21 protein-coding genes are annotated in these 18,096 nt (G+C 61.9%); 17 read left to right on the top strand and 4 right to left on the bottom strand.

Annotated features, from left to right (window positions below; genetic code table 11):
* Positions 1-213: 213 nt before the first annotated feature.
* Positions 214-999 carry a TSUP family transporter gene (locus tag EV281_RS15335; protein ID WP_132653935.1) on the bottom strand — a complete coding sequence of 262 codons (786 nt, stop codon included), beginning with the start codon at positions 997-999 and terminating at the stop codon, positions 214-216.
* A 122-nt stretch (positions 1,000-1,121) separates the two neighbouring features.
* Here EV281_RS15335 and EV281_RS15340 point away from each other — a divergent pair, with 122 nt between their 5' ends.
* From EV281_RS15340 to cbiB, 7 genes are all read left to right on the top strand, one after another.
* Entirely contained in the window at positions 1,122-1,532 is a 411-nt protein-coding gene (locus tag EV281_RS15340; RefSeq protein WP_132653936.1) for a cobalamin biosynthesis protein, read from the top strand.
* Between the two features lie 86 nt (positions 1,533-1,618).
* Positions 1,619-2,605, top strand: a complete 987-nt coding sequence (locus tag EV281_RS15345) for a nitrilase family protein (RefSeq protein WP_132653937.1) — start codon at positions 1,619-1,621, stop codon at positions 2,603-2,605.
* Between the two features lie 166 nt (positions 2,606-2,771).
* A complete protein-coding gene (locus EV281_RS15350; protein ID WP_132653938.1) occupies positions 2,772-3,722 on the top strand; it encodes a nucleoside hydrolase in 951 nt (316 codons plus the stop codon).
* Between the two features lie 194 nt (positions 3,723-3,916).
* On the top strand, positions 3,917-4,765 hold the full coding sequence (gene cobA, locus EV281_RS15355; RefSeq protein WP_132653939.1) for a uroporphyrinogen-III C-methyltransferase: 849 nt from the start codon (positions 3,917-3,919) through the stop codon (positions 4,763-4,765).
* Positions 4,762-6,069, top strand: a complete 1,308-nt coding sequence (locus EV281_RS15360) for a cobyrinate a,c-diamide synthase (protein WP_132653940.1) — start codon at positions 4,762-4,764, stop codon at positions 6,067-6,069. The genes cobA and EV281_RS15360 overlap by 4 nt, the downstream gene beginning before the upstream one ends.
* A complete protein-coding gene (gene cobD, locus EV281_RS15365) occupies positions 6,066-7,067 on the top strand; it encodes a threonine-phosphate decarboxylase CobD (RefSeq protein WP_132653941.1) in 1,002 nt (333 codons plus the stop codon). The genes EV281_RS15360 and cobD overlap by 4 nt, the downstream gene beginning before the upstream one ends.
* On the top strand, positions 7,064-8,044 hold the full coding sequence (cbiB, locus tag EV281_RS15370; protein WP_132653942.1) for an adenosylcobinamide-phosphate synthase CbiB: 981 nt from the start codon (positions 7,064-7,066) through the stop codon (positions 8,042-8,044). Before cobD ends, cbiB begins: the two co-directional genes overlap by 4 nt.
* On the opposite strand, the gene EV281_RS15375 is transcribed toward cbiB, so the two are convergent.
* Complete coding sequence (locus EV281_RS15375; protein ID WP_132653943.1) at positions 8,041-9,249, bottom strand: MFS transporter; 1,209 nt, start codon at positions 9,247-9,249, stop codon at positions 8,041-8,043. The two genes, cbiB and EV281_RS15375, sit on opposite strands and share 4 nt — an antisense overlap.
* Before the next feature lie 14 nt (positions 9,250-9,263).
* A complete protein-coding gene (locus EV281_RS15380) occupies positions 9,264-9,488 on the bottom strand; it encodes a DUF1127 domain-containing protein (RefSeq protein WP_245508268.1) in 225 nt (74 codons plus the stop codon).
* A 184-nt stretch (positions 9,489-9,672) separates the two neighbouring features.
* Between EV281_RS15380 and EV281_RS15385 the strand changes: the two genes are divergently transcribed.
* The 5 genes from EV281_RS15385 (at position 9,673) to EV281_RS15405 (ending at position 13,534) form a co-directional block, all read left to right on the top strand.
* Positions 9,673-9,999: a metalloregulator ArsR/SmtB family transcription factor gene (locus EV281_RS15385; protein WP_132653944.1), complete on the top strand. Its 327-nt coding sequence runs from the start codon at positions 9,673-9,675 to the stop codon at positions 9,997-9,999.
* The gene (locus tag EV281_RS15390; RefSeq protein WP_165911893.1) at positions 9,962-10,456 is read left to right on the top strand and encodes an SRPBCC domain-containing protein; all 495 of its coding nucleotides are present in this window, start codon (positions 9,962-9,964) and stop codon (positions 10,454-10,456) included. Before EV281_RS15385 ends, EV281_RS15390 begins: the two co-directional genes overlap by 38 nt.
* A gap of 19 nt (positions 10,457-10,475) precedes the next feature.
* Positions 10,476-11,387, top strand: coding sequence for an agmatinase (locus EV281_RS15395; protein WP_132653946.1), 912 nt, complete (start codon positions 10,476-10,478; stop codon positions 11,385-11,387).
* A gap of 81 nt (positions 11,388-11,468) precedes the next feature.
* Positions 11,469-12,971 carry a winged helix-turn-helix domain-containing protein gene (locus tag EV281_RS15400; RefSeq protein ID WP_132653947.1) on the top strand — a complete coding sequence of 501 codons (1,503 nt, stop codon included), beginning with the start codon at positions 11,469-11,471 and terminating at the stop codon, positions 12,969-12,971.
* A gap of 134 nt (positions 12,972-13,105) precedes the next feature.
* The gene (locus EV281_RS15405; RefSeq protein WP_132653948.1) at positions 13,106-13,534 is read left to right on the top strand and encodes a L,D-transpeptidase; all 429 of its coding nucleotides are present in this window, start codon (positions 13,106-13,108) and stop codon (positions 13,532-13,534) included.
* 5 nt (positions 13,535-13,539) lie between these two features.
* Here the strand turns inward: EV281_RS15405 and EV281_RS15410 are convergent, their stop codons facing one another.
* The gene (locus tag EV281_RS15410; RefSeq protein ID WP_132653949.1) at positions 13,540-14,262 is read right to left on the bottom strand and encodes a Crp/Fnr family transcriptional regulator; all 723 of its coding nucleotides are present in this window, start codon (positions 14,260-14,262) and stop codon (positions 13,540-13,542) included.
* A gap of 115 nt (positions 14,263-14,377) precedes the next feature.
* Between EV281_RS15410 and EV281_RS31150 the strand changes: the two genes are divergently transcribed.
* From EV281_RS31150 to EV281_RS15430, 5 genes are all read left to right on the top strand, one after another.
* Positions 14,378-14,548 (top strand): hypothetical protein, encoded by a 171-nt coding sequence (locus EV281_RS31150; protein ID WP_165911894.1) that lies wholly within the window; start codon positions 14,378-14,380, stop codon positions 14,546-14,548.
* Between the two features lie 106 nt (positions 14,549-14,654).
* Complete coding sequence (locus EV281_RS15415) at positions 14,655-14,933, top strand: acyl carrier protein (protein WP_007814022.1); 279 nt, start codon at positions 14,655-14,657, stop codon at positions 14,931-14,933.
* Positions 14,934-15,046: 113 nt separating this feature from the next.
* The gene (locus EV281_RS15420) at positions 15,047-15,541 is read left to right on the top strand and encodes a 3-hydroxyacyl-ACP dehydratase FabZ family protein (protein WP_132653950.1); all 495 of its coding nucleotides are present in this window, start codon (positions 15,047-15,049) and stop codon (positions 15,539-15,541) included.
* A complete protein-coding gene (locus EV281_RS15425; RefSeq protein WP_132653951.1) occupies positions 15,542-16,747 on the top strand; it encodes a beta-ketoacyl-ACP synthase in 1,206 nt (401 codons plus the stop codon).
* Between the two features lie 12 nt (positions 16,748-16,759).
* Complete coding sequence (locus tag EV281_RS15430; RefSeq protein ID WP_132653952.1) at positions 16,760-18,046, top strand: beta-ketoacyl-ACP synthase; 1,287 nt, start codon at positions 16,760-16,762, stop codon at positions 18,044-18,046.
* Positions 18,047-18,096: the final 50 nt, after the last annotated feature.

Raw genomic sequence — 18,096 nt, forward strand, 5'->3', positions numbered from 1 at the left:
TGCTCCATCTCTTTGTTTTAAGCAGTTTCAGGCGCAAAACCGCTGGGCGCTTTTGCTGAATGCCCGATGCCGTGGTGCGATTTCGATCGCCGTCTGCCGTTTTATCTAAGCGGGTTTTGATTTGCCGGGCAAGATAGGTCCCGCCAAGATTGTGTGCGCTTCCTTAATCGCCTTTAAGGAGAGTGACGGTATTCGATTTCTGATGTGCCGGAATTAAACGCCAAGCGAGACGCGCAGCGGGTTTGCCGGGTCGGAAAGCAGCTTCACCGCAAAGGCGATGCAGACGATGACGAGCAGCGGCTTGATGAGCTTTGCGCCAATGCGCATGGCAAGCCGGGAACCGAGTTGCGCGCCGAGGAACTGGCAGGCGCCCATCAGGAGGCCGATCTTCCAGAGGGTCGCGCCGAAGCTCGCGAAGACGACGAGTGCGCCGAAGTTCGAGCCGAGATTGAGAAGCTTGGTGTGAGCCGTCGCCTTCAGCATGCCGAAGCCTGCGAGTGTGACGAAAGCCAGCATGAAGAAGGAGCCGGTGCCGGGGCCGAAGACGCCGTCGTAGAAGCCGATGACCGGAACCAGCGTCAGGCCGAAAAGGGAGGGCGTCATCCGGCGGTGCGTATCAGAATCGTTGAGGTTCGGCTTGACGGCGAAAAAGATGGCGATCGCCACCAACAGCACCGGCATGACGGCCTGCAGCACCTGGCCGGGAACGAGCGTGGCAAGGGCCGCACCCAGCGACCCGCCCAAGACGGCCATCAGCGCCATCGGCAATTGTTCCGAAAGCTTCACATGGCCCTTGCGGGCATAAGCGATGGTTGCCGAAGCGGCGCCGAAGAGCGATTGCACCTTGTTGGTGCCGAGCGTCTGCAGCGGCGGGATGCCTGCGATCAACATGGCGGGGACGGTGATGAGGCCGCCGCCGCCGGCAATGGAATCGACGAAACCGGCAAAGAAGGCGGCCGCGCAGAGCAGCAGAAGCAGATGGAAGGCAATGTCAGGCAAGATGCTAGTCCGGGAGGAGCATTCGAGGGCGAGTGCGGGGGCGTTCGGGCGGCCTTGTTGCATTTCCCGCCACAAGCTGCAATGGCTCCGAAGAAACAGCGGGGCCTATTCAACAGATGGGAATGAGCGAGATCACTTTCGATGGCGCAAGACGGCATGTGCTCGGGCTCGGCTGCGAGCGCGGCGCGCTGCCTGCCGAGGTTCTGGCGCTTGCCATCGAGGCGCTGGAGGCGGCCGGCATAAAGAGCGCGGAGCTTGCCGCCATTGGCTCGATCGACAGCCGCAGGCAGGAACCGGCCATTCTCGCCGTTGCGGAGCATTTCGACGTTCCGGCAGTCTTCTTTGACGCATCAAGGCTGGAAGAGGAAACGCCGCGGCTGAAAAATCCCTCCGAGATCGTCTTTGCCCGCGTCGGCTGCCATGGAGTGGCGGAATCGGCGGCGCTTGCGGCTATCGGAGCAGAGGCACAGCTGATGCTCTGCAAGATCAAATCCGCACATGCGACAGCGGCAATAGCCCGCATCGGTTCGTAACAGGCGTGACGTACCGGGCTCACTGTGGCAGCAATGACCTGTCTCGGATTGAAGGCCCAGCCGGATCATAAAGGAGGATCGGTGCGATGAAAAATGTGCTTCGTGTCGCCAGCGTTCAGTTTCAGCACAGGGCGAGCGACAAGGCCTATAATATGGGCAGGATAGAGGCCTATGCCGCGAAGGCGGCAGAAGAGGGGGCGGCGCTGATCGCGATGCCCGAAATGTGCATCACCGGCTACTGGCATGTGCCCGGCTTGAGCGTGAACGAACTGGAGGCATTGAGCGAGGCCTTGCCTGACGGTCCCTCCTGCCGTCATGTCCGCCAGCTTGCGGCCGATCTCGGCATCGGCATCGGGGCAGGGCTCATTGAGCGCTCGGAGAATGGAAAACTCTACAACAGCTACTTCGTGGCGCTACCGGACGGCACCGTTCACGTTCACCGGAAACTGCATGCGTTCGAACACGATGCGATCCTGAGTGGCGACAGATATACAGTCTTCGATACGCCCTGGGGCGTGCGCATCGGTATTCTGATCTGCTACGACAACAACATCCTCGAAAATGCCCGGGCAACGGCCCTGATGGGAGCCGACATCCTGCTTGCCCCTCATCAGACTGGCGGCTGCCATTCGGCCAGTCCGCATGCACTGGGCCTGATCGATGTCGATATCTGGCGGAACCGCGAGCGCGATCCCGAAGCGATCGAAAAGGAAATCCTGGGGCCGAAGGGGCGCGAATGGCTGATGCGCTGGCTTCCTTCGCGCGCCCGCGACAACGGGATGTTCGTCGTTTTCAGCAACGGCATCGGCGAGGACAATGGCGAAGTGCGCACCGGCAACGCCATGATCATCGATCCCTACGGACGCGTTCTGACCGAGACATGGGCGGCCCGCGACGAGATGGTGGTTGCCGATATGGACCTGGACCTGCTGCCCATGAGCCAGGGGCGGCGGTGGCTCAGGGTAAGGCGGCCCGATCTGTACGAAATTATCGTCCAGCCGCAGGCTGACGCCGCTTCCACGCGTGAAGTCCGCTTCTCATATGCGCCGCCCGAAAAGACCGGCAGTGCCTGATCGCCCGGCTTGAAAGCCGGCGCACCACATTGCTCGCGAGGCAGAAGGACCGATAAGGTTGACATTGTCACTTTATCAGCGTTCTCAGTGGCATGGGCAAGAACCCCCACGTTCAGATCGTGATCTGAATTTGCTCCATTTCATAATCCACATCCAGAGGAAACACATGCACAAGGTCATTTATGACACGGATCCGGGCGTCGATGACGCCATGGCGCTTCTCTTCCTGCATCGCCATCCGGAGATCGACCTGATCGGTATCACCACTGTCTTCGGCAATGCTTCGGTTGAAACGACGACGCGCAATGCGCTGTTCCTGAAGCGGGAGTGGGATATTGCGGCACCGGTCGCCAAGGGCGCCAGTGTCACCATCGACCCGTCGCGCCACGAGCGCCCGTGGCCGACCATGGTGCATGGCGATAACGGCCTCGGCAACATGCCGGTGCCTGACACAATCGACCTGCCGCTCGACCCGCGTCCGGCGCATCGCTTCATCATTGACACAGTGCGCGCCAATCCGGGCGAGGTGACGCTGGTTGCTGTCGGCCGCATGACGAACCTGGCGTTGGCGCTGAAGGAAGATCCGGAGATTGCGGGCCTGGTGAAGGAAGTCGTCATCATGGGCGGCAACTTTTATCTGCCGGGCAACGTCTCGCCGGTTGCCGAAGCCAATATTCATGGCGATCCGGAAGCGGCCGATATTATCATGACCGCGCCGTGGAAGGTGGTCGTCATCGGCCTCGATGTCACGGCGATCACGACGATGAGCCGCGGCTATCTGCGCGACATGGCCGCCAAGGGCGACAAGGCTGTCAAGCAGCTCGACGAGCTCTCGCAGTTCTACATCGATTTCTACAAGCATGCGGTCGAGGACGGCATGATGGTGCATGACAGCTGCGCTTGCGTCTATGTCGTAGCGCCCGAACTGTTCACCACGATCACGGGTGCAGTGCGCGTCGTCTGCGGCGGCATTGCCGATGGCCAGACGATCGTCAAGCCGGATGGCCGCCGCTTCCCGCCAGGGCATTGGGATGGCTTGCCGAGTCAGGTCGTTGCCACCGGCATCGAGTCGGAAAAGGTGATCGACCTGATCCGTGATACGCTTCTGCGCGCCTGATCGTTTCAACGGGCCGGCATTACACCTCGCTGTCGGCCCGTTCCGTATTTTGGAATCCAATCAATCTGTTGAGTGCATTTTCTTCGAAAGAAATTCCGGTTCTTGCGAAGTTGATTCAAGTCGATTTCGTCAAGTTCCAGTGCACGGCAAGCGAGAGCGTTGACCTCGTCTATTAGCGGGCCTAGATCAGCGGAATGATCGACAGCACATTCTCACATCTGCCGGCGCTGGAGCCGGGCAGCGTCTGGCTCGTTGGCGCCGGTCCGGGTGATCCTGGTCTGCTGACGCTGCTTGCTGCCAAGGGGCTCGCCGAGGCCGATGTGATCGTCCATGACGCGCTGGTCAACGAGGACTGTCTGAAGCTTGCGCGCTCCGGCGCCGAGCTTGAATATGCCGGTAAACGCGGCGGTAAGCCCTCCGCCAAGCAGCGGGATATTTCGCTGAGACTGGTGGAGCTGGCGCGGGCCGGCAAGCGCGTGCTGCGGCTGAAGGGCGGCGATCCCTTCGTCTTCGGGCGAGGCGGGGAAGAGGCGCTGACGCTGGTCGAGCATAATATTCCTTTCCGCATCGTGCCGGGCATTACCGCCGGCATCGGCGGGCTTGCCTATGCCGGCATTCCGGTGACCCATCGCGAGATCAATCATGCCGTGACCTTCCTCACCGGACATGACTCTTCCGGCATCGTGCCCGATGCGATCAACTGGGAAGCGATCGGCAAGGGTTCGCCCGTCATCGTCATGTATATGGCGATGAAGCATATCGCCCAGATCAGCGCCAATCTCATTGCCTCCGGCCGTTCGGCATCCGAACCCGTGGCGTTCGTTTGCAATGCGGCGACCGGCGCGCAGCAGGTGCTGGAGACGACGCTCGGGCAGGCGACCGAGGCCGTTGCGGCCTCCGGGCTGGAGCCGCCGGCGGTCGTCGTGGTCGGTGAGGTGGTGCGGCTGCGCGGCTCGCTCGACTGGCTGGGTGCGCTTGGCGGGCGGCGCCTGCAGCCCGATCCCTTCAAGCATGCGGAAGGTCGGGGAAAGGAGACGGCATGAGCGGACTTCTGATCGCCGCACCGTCTTCCGGGTCCGGCAAGACCACCGTTACCCTGGGGCTGCTGCGGGCATTGCGACGGCGCGGTATTGGTGTGGCCCCCGGCAAGACGGGGCCTGACTATATCGATCCAGCCTTTCATGCGGCGGCAAGCGGCGCGCTCTGCCTCAATTTCGATCCCTGGGGCATGCGGCCGGAGCTGATTTCGGCCAATGCGACGTTGCACCGTTCCGGCGACCGGATCCTGCTGATCGAGGGCATGATGGGCCTGTTCGATGGCGCTGCGGACGGGCGTGGCACGGCGGCGGAACTGGCAGCGCAGCTCGGGCTTTCCGTCGTTCTCGTCGTCGATGCCTCGCGCCTGTCGCAATCCGTTGCGCCGCTTGTCAGCGGTTTTGCCGGTTTCCGCGCCGATGTGCGCATTGCCGGTGTCATCCTGAACAAAGTCGGCAGCGACCGGCATGAGGCGATGTTGCGGCAGGCACTGGACAAGATCCGCATGCCTGTCGTCGCCGTCATCCGCAAGGATGCGATGCTCGCCCTGCCGGAGCGACATCTCGGGCTGGTGCAGGCGGGCGAACATGCGGCGCTCGAGGAATTCATCGATTACGCCGCGGATGCCGTCTCCGAAGAGTGCAATTTCGAATTCCTGATGCGCATCGCACGCCAGGGGCTGAACCGGCCGTCGGCCGCCAATATCGCCCGGCTGATGCCCTTCGGCAGCCGTATTGCCGTTGCCCGCGATATCGCCTTTGCCTTCTGCTACGAGCATATGCTGCTCGGCTGGCGACGGCGCGGCGCGGAGATTTCGTTCTTTTCGCCGCTGGCCGATGAAGCGCCGGCAGCGGATGCCGATGCGATCTATCTGCCGGGCGGTTATCCCGAGCTGCATGCGGGCAGGCTGTCGGCGGCGCAGAATTTTGCCGCGGCGATGAAGGCTGCGGCAGCACGCGGCGTGCGCATCTATGGCGAATGCGGCGGCTACATGGTGCTCGGCGACGGGCTGATCGACGCGGGAGGCGCGCGCCATGAAATGCTCGGCCTCTTGCCTGTCGTCACCAGCTACCAGGCGCGGCAGCGGCATCTCGGCTATCGCCGCGTGACGCCACTTGAGGGCGCCTTCTTCGACAAGGTGATGACGGCGCACGAGTTTCATTATTCCACCATCGTCTCCGAAGGCGAGGCCGATCGGCTCTTTGCCGCCGAGGATGCGCTCGGCAACGATCTCGGCCAGGCAGGCCTGCGGCGCGGGCAGGTGGCCGGCTCCTATATGCATCTGATCGACCTTGCGGGAGCCGCATCGTGAATGCGCCGATCATTCATGGCGGCGGCATTACCGCGGCGGCGGCGACCTTTGGCGGACGCGTGGAAGACTGGCTCGACCTTTCGACCGGTATCAATCCCAATCCGGTTTCGCTGCCGGAGATCCCGACGAGGGTCTGGCAGCGGCTGCCGGACCGGCATCTGGTCGAGACGGCGCGCTATGCTGCGCGCGATCATTATCGCAGCGGCGCGATCCTGCCGCTTCCGGTTCCCGGCACGCAGTCCGTGATCCAGCTTCTGCCGCGGCTCCCGCAGCCGGGCAGGCGGGTGGCGATCCTGTCTCCGACCTATGGAGAATATGCACGGGCCTTCGGCGCCGCGGGTTTTGCCGTCGATACGGTCAGCGATATCGATGATATCGGCCCGGAGCATGGGCTTGCCGTGGTGGTCAATCCAAACAATCCTGATGGCCGGGTCTATACTGCCGGCCGGCTGGAGGCGCTGCACGAGCGGCTCAAGGCAAATGGCGGCTTTCTCGTGGTCGACGAGGCTTTCGGCGATACGAGCCCGGAAACGAGCCTCGCGCCGCGAGCGGCTGCGCTTTCCAACCTCATCATCCTCCGCTCCTTCGGCAAATTCTTCGGGCTTGCGGGGCTGAGGCTCGGCTTTGCCATTGCGCGGAGCGATATTCTTGCGCGTTTCGAGGACTGGCTCGGCCCCTGGGCCGTGTCGGGGCCGGCGCTTTTTCTTGCCGGTTCGCTGCTGAATTCGGATGTTTCCGCTATTCTCCGCTCGATCGCCGAGCGGCAGGCTGCCCTTCATGCCGTGCTAGTCGACGCCGGCCTTACGGTGGCAGGCGGCACGCCGCTTTTCACTCTTGTTGTCGACGGCAGAGCCCCCGGCATTTACACGACTCTTTGCCGCAATCATATTCTCGTCCGCCGGTTCGACTACGCGCCGGATTGGCTGCGCTTCGGCCTTGCGCCGGACGCCGCTGACGACGCGAGACTGGCTGCGGCCCTTCGGAGCTTTGATCGATGAATTTGGACGAACATTCTCTCGTGTTGGTTCTGGCCTTGCTGCTTGATCGCATCATCGGCGATCCGCAATGGCTGTGGGTGCGCGTGCCGCATCCAGTTGCCATCTTCGGCCGGGCGATCGGCTATTTCGATCAGCATTTCAATCGCGAGAGCCTGAGCAAGGCGCAGCGCAAACAGAATGGCGTCGTGGCGATCCTGGCGCTTTCGGTGCTCGCCGTCGTCACTGGGCTGGTGCTGCACTGGTTCTTCATGCTCTTCGGCCCCCTTGGTATTCTGCTCGAAGTTTTCTGCGTGGCGATCTTCCTGGCGCAGAAGAGCTTGTCGGATCATGTCGCGGCGGTGGCAACGGCGCTGAGGGCCGAAGGTCTCGTCGGTGGGCGCAAGGCGGTGTCGCGGATCGTCGGACGTGACCCGGAAACATTAGATGAGCCGGGTGTCTGCCGCGCGGCGATCGAGAGCCTTGCGGAAAACTTCTCCGATGGCGTGGTGGCGCCGGCTCTCTGGTATGCGATTTTCGGCCTGCCGGGCCTGTTCTTCTACAAGATGCTGAATACGGCGGATTCGATGATCGGCCACCGCTCGGAGAAATATGTCGATTTCGGCTGGGCTTCGGCCCGGCTGGACGATATCGCCAACTGGCCGGCGGCGCGCCTGTCGATCCTGCTGATCGCCATGGGCGCCGGCATCCGCCGCGGCACGACCGCCTTCAGCGATTCCTTCCGTGTAGGCCTGCGTGACGGCAAGCTGCATCGCTCGCCGAATTCCGGCCGTCCGGAAGCGGCCATGGCCGGCGCGCTCGACCTGCAGCTGGCCGGCCCACGCGTCTATTCGGGTGTCGTCGTGCGCGAGCCGATGATCAACGGCACCGGCCGGGATGTGGCGACGGCAGGTGATGTCGAGGACGGGATTTCGGTCTTCCAGGCCAGCTGTATGTCGCTGACCCTGCTTGCCTTCGTGGCCTTTGTCTGCCTGCTCTAGGCTAGCCGTCTCTCCACCATCAACAATACCGTAAGGGTTAAGCTCAGCAGGCCAAGCGATAGCGGCAGACCGTGATGGCCGATCATCTGCATCGCCATGCCCGTCGCGGGCGAGCCAAGGATGCCGCCGAGGCCCCAGACGAAGGCGAAGGCGGCGTTGCCGGCGATGAGGGACGGGCCTGTGAAGCGCTCGCCGAGTTGGATCAGCGACAGGGTGTAAAGGCCGAAGGAGACGCCGCCCCAAGCGAAGAACAGTGGCCAGATCAGCCACGTGTCGAAGCTTGGCGAAAGCAGCAGGCAGGCAGCGAGACAGGTGAGGACGCAGAAGAGCAGGGTTCGCCGCGAGCCGAACCGTTCAACCATACGGCCAAGCAGGACCTGCAGGATTGCATTGCCAGTGATGAAACAGGTGATGAGGGAGGCAATCCGCTGTTCATCGCTGCCGAATGCTGCGCCATAAACCGCAAACAGCGAGAGCAGAACTTGCTCGAAAGCGGCAGCGGTGAAGACTGCAAACAGGAGGAGCGGCGCAAGCGCGAAAAAGCTGATGACCGAGATTGCCTCTCTCTCCTGCGGCATGGCGGGCAGGCGTGCGACGACTGCGAGCACGATCAGGCCGCAGAAGAGGAAGGCGGCGATGCCGATCAGGAAGGGCGGCCAGCCTTCGGTGCCGGCGAGGCCAAGGGATAGCGGGCCGAGCGCGAAGCCTGCCGAAACGATCGACGAATAGAGGCCCATGATGCGGCCCCGGTACAACGCCGGCGTGAGCGAGACCAGCCAGGTCTCGCTGATCACGTAAAGCGGATTGGCGAAGACGCCGAGCAGGAGGCGCAGCGGCATCCAGGCCCAGACATTCTGCATCGAGGCAATGGCGGCGAGGGTGAGGGCGGCAAGGACAGAACAGAGAACCGCCAGCCGCGCTGCGCCGATGTGCCCTGAGAGTGCGGGAACGAGTGGCGCCGAGACGATGAAACCGAATGGTGTCATCGCGGCCGACAGGCCGATCAGCCCCGATGTCGTGCCCCGCCGCTCCAGGATGAAGCTCAGCAGCGGATAGGTCAGCCCCTGCGCCACAGCAAAGACCGTGACCGTCGTGATGATGCCCGCCATTGCTGCCCAGGGGACAGGGGCTCCTTGCGGTGATGTCGTACTGTGCACGGGCTGGTGAAGCGCCGCGGCAGACTGGAACTGGCGATCGTCCGTCATTGTTTCGTCCGCCTTCACACGTGCCAGAAGAATCCGGCTGTTTCGCTCCCGGCCTGCTGTTCCGTCAGGCCGAGATCATCGATCAGGACGGGGCTGATCTTCGATCTTTGCTTCCGCTCCCGACGGATACGGATGCGCCAGAACCAGCGTGCAATCACGCTTCGCAGGACGATCAGGCCGTGATGCCGGTGTGATGGTCTGCGATGTGAGACGCGTGCAGGGGCGCAGCAATCGCTCATGATGACCTCCATTGGGTTGAAATTTCGGGACCTTCGACATCGAACGAGCCCGGAGTCTGGAGGAGGAGGCGAGCGCGGTACTTAAGCGCTTCCAAAAAGTTCTCAATTATTTCCAAAGCGAGCGAAAGGTATCCATTTGGCTACCTATCTTGACGGCGGGGTGCTTCTGTGGTCAGGTAGCCATATGGCTACGTATGAACCAAGCCTGCCGCGCATCTTTGGCGCTCTCTCAGACCCGACGCGTCTCGCGGTCGTCGAAAGGCTCGTGAAAGGGCCCGCGTCGGTTTCGGAGTTGTCCGAACCCTTTGATCTGGCGCGTCCTTCGTTTCTCAAGCACCTGCGGATTCTCGAGGAGGCCGAGCTTGTCACATCCGTCAAATCGGGCAGGGTTCGAACCGTCAGCCTCGCGCCGGATGCACTGGGTTGGGTCGAGTCATGGGTGCACGAGCACCGCCGGGCCCTGGAAGGCAGCCTTGATCGCCTGGCAACGTTTCTTAATCAGGAGCAATGAGATGACAAATCCAAAGCAAGTTCACGAAACGATCGTGATCGAACGCATCCTGCCGAATTGTCGCGACCATGTCTGGTCTGCCTGGGCGTTGATGGAAAAGAAGAAAGCGTGGCTCGGCCAAGGCATGACCAAACTGGAGTTCTGGCCAGGCGGGGCTGAGCATCTCACGCACGTCTCCGATATGGGCACGCACACGAACGAAACCCGGTATTTCGAGATCAAGGACCGTGAACGGATCGTCTTTGCCTATTCAATGGCGCTGAATGGAAGAATTCACTCGGTTTCGCTCGCCACCGTCGTCTTTGCGGATCATGGCGGCGGTACCCGACTGACCTATACCGAACAAATGTGTGTCATTCCTCCAAGTGACGGTGCCGAAGGCCGCAAGCACGGATGGACGGCATTGCTCAAGGCGCTGGAGGACTTTCTGGCGACGGATACCAAACTAACGGCGTGATTCATCAGGACAACAGGATATGACCGGCTCGCTTTCCTTTCTCGGCCTTCCCGATCGCCTCGCCGACGGCCGCACGCCGCAAGCGGTGATCTTCTCGGCAGCTCACGGCAGCACCTATCCCGGCAAGGACAGCAGCGGCTATGCGCTCGCCGCAAATGCCATTCGCGCCGCGAGCCGGGAGGATGCCGATCTGATCGAGCATTGGGATTTCGATCTCGGTGGTCCGGTCTTTGCCGGCGGGCCGGTCTCCTGCGTCGATGCGGGCGAGATCGAGACCACCATGCATGACAATGAAGGCAACCGGGCGCGGATCGAGGCGAAGACGCGTGAGGTGCTGGCCTTGTCGTCTGTACCGATCCTGCTCGGCGGCGATGATTCCGTGCCCATTCCCTTTCTTGCCGGCTTTGCGGATCATGGGCCGGTCTGGGTCCTGCAGATCGATGCCCATATCGACTGGCGCGACGAACTCCACGGGGAGCGCTACGGCTATTCGAATCCGATGCGGCGGGTCAGCGAGATGCCGCATGTCGCCGGCATCGTGCAGGTTGGTATGCGCGGCGTCGGCAGCGCGCGCCTGAGCGAGATCGAAGCCGCGCTGCGCTATGGCAGCCATCTCGTTACCGCCCGCGAAATCCGCGCCGCCGGCGTCGAAGCCGCCTTGCTGCATATTCCTGAGGGCGCGCGCGTGGTCGTCACTCTCGATTGCGACGGCCTCGATCCCTCCATCATGCCGGGGGTGGCAGCGCGCACACCGGGCGGGCTCACCTACACGCAGGTGATCGACCTGATCGCCGGCCTTGGCAGGCGGGCGCGCATTGCCGGCTTCGACCTCGTGGAGCTCTATCCTCAGGCCGACATTGACGGCCTGTCGGCGCTGACGGCATCCCGCCTGCTCGTCAATGCGATCGGCGCCATCGTCCGGCAGGACTGAGACCAGGTGTTCTCTTGAGGCATTTACCACTTCGCCGCCGCAAGGTTTCAACCGCATCTGAAAATCTCTAGGATGCGCGCCATGCAGGGAGCGCGCTTCGCCTTTGGTCCGTTTGTGCTTGATCCGAAAGCGGGAACGCTGCTTCGGGATGATGATCCCGTTGGCGTCGGTCATCGCGGGATAAAGCTGCTTGCCGCGCTCGTCGGGCGGCCCGGCGAAATCCTCGGCAAGGCCGAGTTGATGGACGCGGCCTGGCCGGGCATGGCTGTCGAAGAAGGCAACCTCACCGTCCAGATCGCTCAGCTGCGCAAGGTTCTGGGGCCTGCCGAGAATGGTGGGGAATGGATTTCCACGGTTCCGCGCATCGGTTATCGCTTCACCGGGACGATCAGGCAGCTTGCCGAAGCAAAGCGAAAATCCCTGCCGCTGCCCGACAAGCCGTCGATTGCGGTGCTGCCCTTCATTGGCAGCGATCCCGAGCAGAACTTCTTTGCGGACGGGCTAACCGAGGATCTGATCACCGATCTCTCGCGCATATCGGGCCTGTTCGTCATCGCCCGCAATTCGGCCTTTGCCTATAAGGGGAAGGCGATGGATGTGCGTGATATCGCTGAGGAGCTTGGCGTGCGCTACCTGCTCGACGGCAGCGCAAGGCGCGCGGCCGGACGTGTGCGTATCAATGCCCGGCTGGTCGACGCGCGCACGGGCGAGCATCTCTGGGCAGAGCGTTATGATCGCAGCCTGGACGATATATTTGCCGTCCAGGACGAGGTGACCGGCAGGATCGTCGAGGCACTGCTAGGGCGGCTGCGTCCGCTGCCGCCCCGCAATCGACCCAAGAACCTCGAAGCTTATGATCTCTGCGTACGGGCACGCACGCTGATGGACGATGCGCCGCAGACCGCGCGGGAAACGCAGCTGATGTTGACGCGGGCGATTACGCTCGATCCCGATTATGCCGAGGCCCATCGCTGGCTTGCGCTGAACCAGTGGATGGGCTGGGTGCATTCCGGCGGGCCATCGCAGGCCGATCGCGGGACAGCGCTGGAATTGGCGCGAAAGGCTGTCGCGCTTGATCCCAACGATGCCGGCTGCCGCTGGGTTCTGGCTTACCTGCTTGCCTATGAGCGCCATTTTGCCGAGGCCGATGCGGAATTTGAAAAAGCCATCGAACTCGATCCAAACGAGGCCGATACCTGGGCGGCCATGTCGGACATCGCGGTGCTCGCCGGGCGGATCGATGAGGGCCTTGCACATATCGGCAAGGCCTTCCGGCTGAACCCGTTTCCGGCCAGCTGGTATTACCTGACGCTCGGACAGGCGCAATATGCCGCCCGCGACTACGAAGCCGTTGTGGAGACGCTGCGTCGAGAGGAGACCTATCGTACGAGTTCACGCCGGTTCCTGGCAGCCGGCCTTGCGCAGCTCGGCCGGTTTGACGAGGCGCGCGTGGAGGCGGATCTGTTCCTCGTTGCCAATCCGCAATTTTCGATCAGCCATTGGGCTGAGATGGAACCATTCCGCGACGCTGCAACCCTTGCGCATTTCGTCGACGGATACCGCAAGGCCGGTTTTCCGGAGTGACATTTCGTGCCGCAGTTCGCCCTCATCTTTAAAAATGTGATTACCATTCGTCTTAAAACAAAATAGGAAGTATTGCCGTAGTCTCTTCTCGTTGGCGAAAACAAGCCTTTTAAAGATTCGACAAAGGGACGATCATGAAGACGTTTTTAGCGGCTGCGACCGCAGTATTATTATTGCAGTTTTCTCCCGTTGCTGCCGAGGCGGCAACGCTGGTCGCCAATATCAGCCTCAGCAAGCAGACGATGACCGTTACCGAGGACGGCTGGGTGAAATATCGCTGGAAGGTCTCGACGGCGCGCAAGGGTTACTACACGCCGACCGGTTCGTGGGGTGCGAAGTGGCTGTCGCGCGATCACCGCTCCAGGAAATACGACAATGCGCCGATGCCCTTCGCCGTCTTCTTCAACGGCGGTTATGCCGTGCACGGCACCTTCGACCGCAAGCGGCTCGGCACGCCGGCTTCGCATGGCTGTGTTCGTCTCGATCCCAATAATGCGGCGCAATTCTTCTCGCTGACGCAGGAAAACGGCCTTGCCAATACCCGCGTTGTGATCACGCAGTGATCAAATCACATGGTAATCAGGCGCTCCAGGTCATCCATGTCGGGCACGACGATATGACGGTTATGCTCAATGCGGATGATGCCAAGCTTGCGCAGCTTCGTCATCTGGCGGCTGACGGTCTCGATCGTCAGCCCCAGGAAATCGGCGATTTCGGCGCGTGAGAGTGGCAGGTCGAAGGCGGTGCCGTAGGTCGTTTCCGGCTCTGCATTCGTGGCGATGAGAAAAAGAAGGCTTGCGACCTTTTCCTGGGCCGTGCGGCGGCCGAGCGTCAGCATCCATTCCCGGGCAGCATCCAGCTCCTTCAGCGCCTGAGCATGCAGGTTATGCTGCAGGTCGGGCGTATCCGCTATCATCCGGTCAAGCAGCCGGCGAGGGAAGACGCAGATTTCGGTCGGCGTGGCGGCTTCGGCAGACAGTGTGCTCTCATGGACGAAGGGACGGCCGATGAAATCGGGGGCAAATTGAAGGCCGACGATCTGCTGGCGCCCGTCCGGCATCACCTTGCAGAGCTTCACCACCCCGTTCACGATGTTGGAATAGGAGGAGACATCTTCGCCTTGGGCAAGGATCTCGCTGCCGGCGTCGAGCTTTCGGCGCATCGAATGCCTGCAGAGCTCGCGCAGCTGTGCCGACGTCAGCGCGCTGCAGACGACGCCATGACGCGCCTCGCAAATGCGGCAGGTCGCCGGAATTGTAATGTCAGGATCTTCACTGCGCGCGATATCCATGTTCGATGCCTCTATCCCATATGGCCTGCCTGCGTGTTACGCCGCGGCCCTGTCGTCATCTATCCCGATTTCTTGCGTTGCATCTTGATGTTTATCAATTTCGACGGAAGCCAGTTTGATCCAGATCAAACTGGCTTCCGATATCAGAGGCGCGCAACGTTGCAGTCTGGATCAGGGCGGTCTCGGCGCCATCGAGGAGGCCGCAAAAGCCTTTAGCCGGGTGGTCGCTTCGCGCTTCGATGCCTATCTGGTGCGGGCCAAAGGGCGTCATTCCATTGCTGTTTAGGCAACACTTTCGCGCCAATTTGGCTTGCAAGCGGGACGAAAGCATTGGCTTTTGAAATGGATTTGCCTATGAGGGGGAGAATCTTCATTTCCAAGAGGTAGAGCGAGTGACCGCTACATTCGATAAAGTTGCCGACATCATTGCTGAAACCAGCGAGATCGACCGCGCAACGATCACGCCGGAAAGCCATACGATCGACGACCTCGGTATCGACAGCCTCGACTTCCTCGATATCGTTTTTGCCATCGACAAGGAATTCGGCATCAAGATTCCGCTCGAGAAGTGGACGCAGGAAGTCAACGAGGGCAAGGTTTCCACCGAAGAGTATTTCGTGCTGAAGAACCTCTGTGCCAAGATCGACGAGCTGCGCGCCGCAAAGGCTTGAAGCAACATCATCGGTTTTTTTCACGCCCTGCCGCCGTTGATATGGCGGCCGGGCGATTTTGTTCCTAAGTAGGCCTTCCGACGGGCTTTTGCGCGTCGCGCCGGAGAAGACTGATGCTGCTGGAATATTTCCAGATGATTGACCGCGTCGAGGCGGTGCACCTCGAGAAGCGCACGCTGGTTGCGCGCTCGGTCGTGCCGGCCAAGAGCCCCGTTTTCGAGGGGCATTTTCCAGGCATGCCGCTCGTTCCCGGCGTGCTTCTTATCGAAACCATGGCGCAGGCCTCCGGCATGCTGGTGCTGGCGGCGACCGATTTTACATCCATGCCCTTCCTGATGTCGGTCGATGGCGCCAAGATGCGCACCTTCGTCGAGCCGGAAGCGGTGCTCGACATCGAGGCTTTTCTCGAACACGACGGCTCCGGTTTTGCCGTCACCAAGGCAAAGATTACCAGCGGCGGCAAGAAGGTTTGCGATGCACAGCTCAAGCTGCGCACCATGCCTTTCAGTGAGGTTCCGCTCGGCGATATCGTTAGGAAACGTGCTGAAGAGGTGGGCCTCATGGCCGCCATCGCTCAGCAGGGGGCCAAGGCCCAGGGGAGTGAATAGATGAGCAAGGCCGCCAATGACGTCGTCATCACCGGCATCGGCATCGTGACCTGTCAGGGTGTCGGCAAGGATGCGCATATCGCGCTACTGACAGCCGATGCCGCGCCGAAGCCTGTCGTCGAAACCGAGAAATTCAAGCCCTATCCTGTTCATCCGCTGCCTGAGATCGACTGGTCGCAGCAGATCGCCAAGCGTGGCGACCAGCGCCAGATGGAAAACTGGCAGCGCATCGGCGTTTTCGCAGCCGGTCTGGCGCTCGACGATGCCGGCTTCAAGGACGATCTGGAAGCCTGCGGCACGATGGACATGATCGTGGCGGCCGGCGGCGGCGAGCGCGACATCAATGTCGATACGCTGATCGTCGACGAGGGCCTGAAGCGCAATGACCGCGAACTGCTGCTGAATGAGAAACTGACGACGGAACTGCGTCCGACGCTGTTCCTAGCGCAGCTGTCCAACCTGCTCGCAGGCAATATTTCCATCGTTCACAAGGTCACCGGCTCCTCGCGCACCTTCATGGGTGAAGAAGCCTCCGGCGTTTCCGCCGTCGAGACGGCTTTCTGGCGCATCAAGTCCGGTGAATCCACCCATGCGCTTGTCGGAGGTGCCTTTGCTGCCGAGCGTCCGGACATGATCCTGCTGACGGAAGCAATCGGCGCCCATACGCGCGGCGACTGGGCGCCACTCTGGTCGCGCTCCGGCCTCGAAGGCGGCGGCATGATCACCGGTTCGGCCGGCGCCTTTCTGGTGCTGGAATCGCGCAAGCATGCTGAAGAGCGCGGCGCGCATATCTATGCGACAATCGACGCTGTCGAGGGCGATCGCGGCAATCGCGGCGCTGGGAATTTCGAAAAGCGCATGGAGCGGCTTCTGAAGCCTGCCGCCGACCTTGCGGCTGAAACCACGGCGATCTTCTCCGGCTCGACCGGCATGCATGAGATTGCGGCCCGTGAAAAGGCGGTGCTGGAGCATCAGCTTCCGGGAGCTGCGATCCGCGGCTTCGGCGGCGTTTCCGGCCACACGATCGAGGCGCAGTTCACGCTTGGTCTCGCGCTGGCAGCCCTTGCCGTTGATGTCGCGGCCAAGGTTCCGCCCTTCGATGCCGCGAGTGAGGCACCGATGACGGCCGGCGCGAAGGCCGCCGTCGTCACGACCGTTGGCCATCAGCGCGGCGAAGGCGTCGCCGTTCTTTCCGCAGAAGCGTGAGGAGTGACTGAAATGACAGCGTCCGCTTACAGGGATCATCTCGGCCGGCCAATCGTTGCGGTCACCGGCATGGGCATCATTACTTCGCTCGGTCAGGGCTTGAAGGACAATTGGGCAGCTCTTTCGTCCGGCACGTCCGGCATCCATGAGATCAGCCGCTTCCCGACCGAGGGGCTTTCGACGCGCATCGCCGGCACGGTCGATTTCATCGACATTCCCGCGCCGAACGCCGTCGAGCGGTCCTATGCCTTTGCCCGCGAAACAACGATCGAAGCGCTCGCCGATGCCGGAATTTCCGGCGATTTCAACGGCCCGCTGTTCCTGGCCGCACCGCCGATCGAGCCGGAATGGAGCGCTCGTTTCGAACTTGCCGACCGTTCGCCGGCCGCCGACCATCCGGGCGATGCCTATGAGCGGTTCCTGGCTGCCATGCGCCAGCGTCCCGATCCCGCTTTCCATGAGGCAGCACTTTTCGGCGCGATCTCCGAGCGTCTGTCCGACCGTTTCGGCACGCGTGGCCTGCCGGTCACACTGTCGACGGCCTGCGCATCGGGTGTGACGGCGATTCAGCTCGGCATCGAGGCGATCCGCCAGGGCCGCACCGACCGGGCGCTGACGGTTGCGACCGATGGTTCGCTGAGCGCGGAAGCGCTGATCCGCTTTTCGCTGCTGTCTGCTCTCTCCACGCAGAACGATCCGCCGACCAAGGCCTCCAAGCCTTTCAGCAAGGATCGCGACGGTTTCGTCATCGCCGAGGGCGCGGCGACGCTGGTGCTGGAATCGCTGGAATCGGCAATTGCCCGCGGCGCCAAGGTGCTCGGCATCATGAAGGGGGCAGGCGACAAGGCCGATAGCTTCCACCGCACGCGTTCTTCGCCCGACGGCGGTCCAGCGATTGCGACGATCCGCGCGGCGCTTGCCGATGCCGGCATGAGCGAGGACGATATCGGCTATATCAATGCGCACGGCACCTCGACGCCCGAGAACGATAAGATGGAATATGGTTCCATGTCTGCCGTTTTCGGTGAGAAGCTGGTCGGCATCCCAGTCTCCTCGAACAAGTCGATGATCGGCCATACGCTGACGGCGGCAGGAGCCGTCGAGGCCGTCTTTTCGCTGCAGACGATGCTGACCGGCACGCTGCCGCCGACGATCAACTACAACAATCCCGACCCGTCGATCGTTCTCGATGTCGTGCCGAACAAGAAACGGGAAACCCAGGTTTCGGCCGTGCTTTCCAACTCTTTCGGCTTCGGCGGACAGAACGCCAGCCTTGTCATGGCGCTCGAACCGGCATAAGCGGTTCCCGACAACACTGAGACAAAAAGAACGCCTTCAAGGCGAGAGGT

Origin of the sequence: Rhizobium sp. BK418 (genome assembly GCF_004341105.1) — a bacterium.
GTDB lineage: Bacteria > Pseudomonadota > Alphaproteobacteria > Rhizobiales > Rhizobiaceae > Rhizobium.

Bases quoted from the DNA above. Each gene is read 5' to 3' on its own strand.
- EV281_RS15340 (WP_132653936.1), top strand. From the start codon at position 1,122: ATGAGCGAGATCACTTTCGATGGCGCAAGACGGCATGTGCTCGGGCTC.
- EV281_RS15345 (WP_132653937.1), top strand. From the start codon at position 1,619: ATGAAAAATGTGCTTCGTGTCGCCAGCGTTCAGTTTCAGCACAGGGCG.
- EV281_RS15350 (WP_132653938.1), top strand. From the start codon at position 2,772: ATGCACAAGGTCATTTATGACACGGATCCGGGCGTCGATGACGCCATG.
- cobA (WP_132653939.1), top strand. From the start codon at position 3,917: ATGATCGACAGCACATTCTCACATCTGCCGGCGCTGGAGCCGGGCAGC.
- EV281_RS15360 (WP_132653940.1), top strand. From the start codon at position 4,762: ATGAGCGGACTTCTGATCGCCGCACCGTCTTCCGGGTCCGGCAAGACC.
- cbiB (WP_132653942.1), top strand. From the start codon at position 7,064: ATGAATTTGGACGAACATTCTCTCGTGTTGGTTCTGGCCTTGCTGCTT.
- EV281_RS15375 (WP_132653943.1), bottom strand. From the start codon at position 9,249: ATGACGGACGATCGCCAGTTCCAGTCTGCCGCGGCGCTTCACCAGCCC.
- EV281_RS15380 (WP_245508268.1), bottom strand. From the start codon at position 9,488: ATGAGCGATTGCTGCGCCCCTGCACGCGTCTCACATCGCAGACCATCA.
- EV281_RS15385 (WP_132653944.1), top strand. From the start codon at position 9,673: ATGGCTACGTATGAACCAAGCCTGCCGCGCATCTTTGGCGCTCTCTCA.
- EV281_RS15395 (WP_132653946.1), top strand. From the start codon at position 10,476: ATGACCGGCTCGCTTTCCTTTCTCGGCCTTCCCGATCGCCTCGCCGAC.
- EV281_RS15400 (WP_132653947.1), top strand. From the start codon at position 11,469: ATGCAGGGAGCGCGCTTCGCCTTTGGTCCGTTTGTGCTTGATCCGAAA.
- EV281_RS15405 (WP_132653948.1), top strand. From the start codon at position 13,106: ATGAAGACGTTTTTAGCGGCTGCGACCGCAGTATTATTATTGCAGTTT.
- EV281_RS15410 (WP_132653949.1), bottom strand. From the start codon at position 14,262: ATGGATATCGCGCGCAGTGAAGATCCTGACATTACAATTCCGGCGACC.
- EV281_RS15420 (WP_132653950.1), top strand. From the start codon at position 15,047: ATGCTGCTGGAATATTTCCAGATGATTGACCGCGTCGAGGCGGTGCAC.
- EV281_RS15425 (WP_132653951.1), top strand. From the start codon at position 15,542: ATGAGCAAGGCCGCCAATGACGTCGTCATCACCGGCATCGGCATCGTG.
- EV281_RS15430 (WP_132653952.1), top strand. From the start codon at position 16,760: ATGACAGCGTCCGCTTACAGGGATCATCTCGGCCGGCCAATCGTTGCG.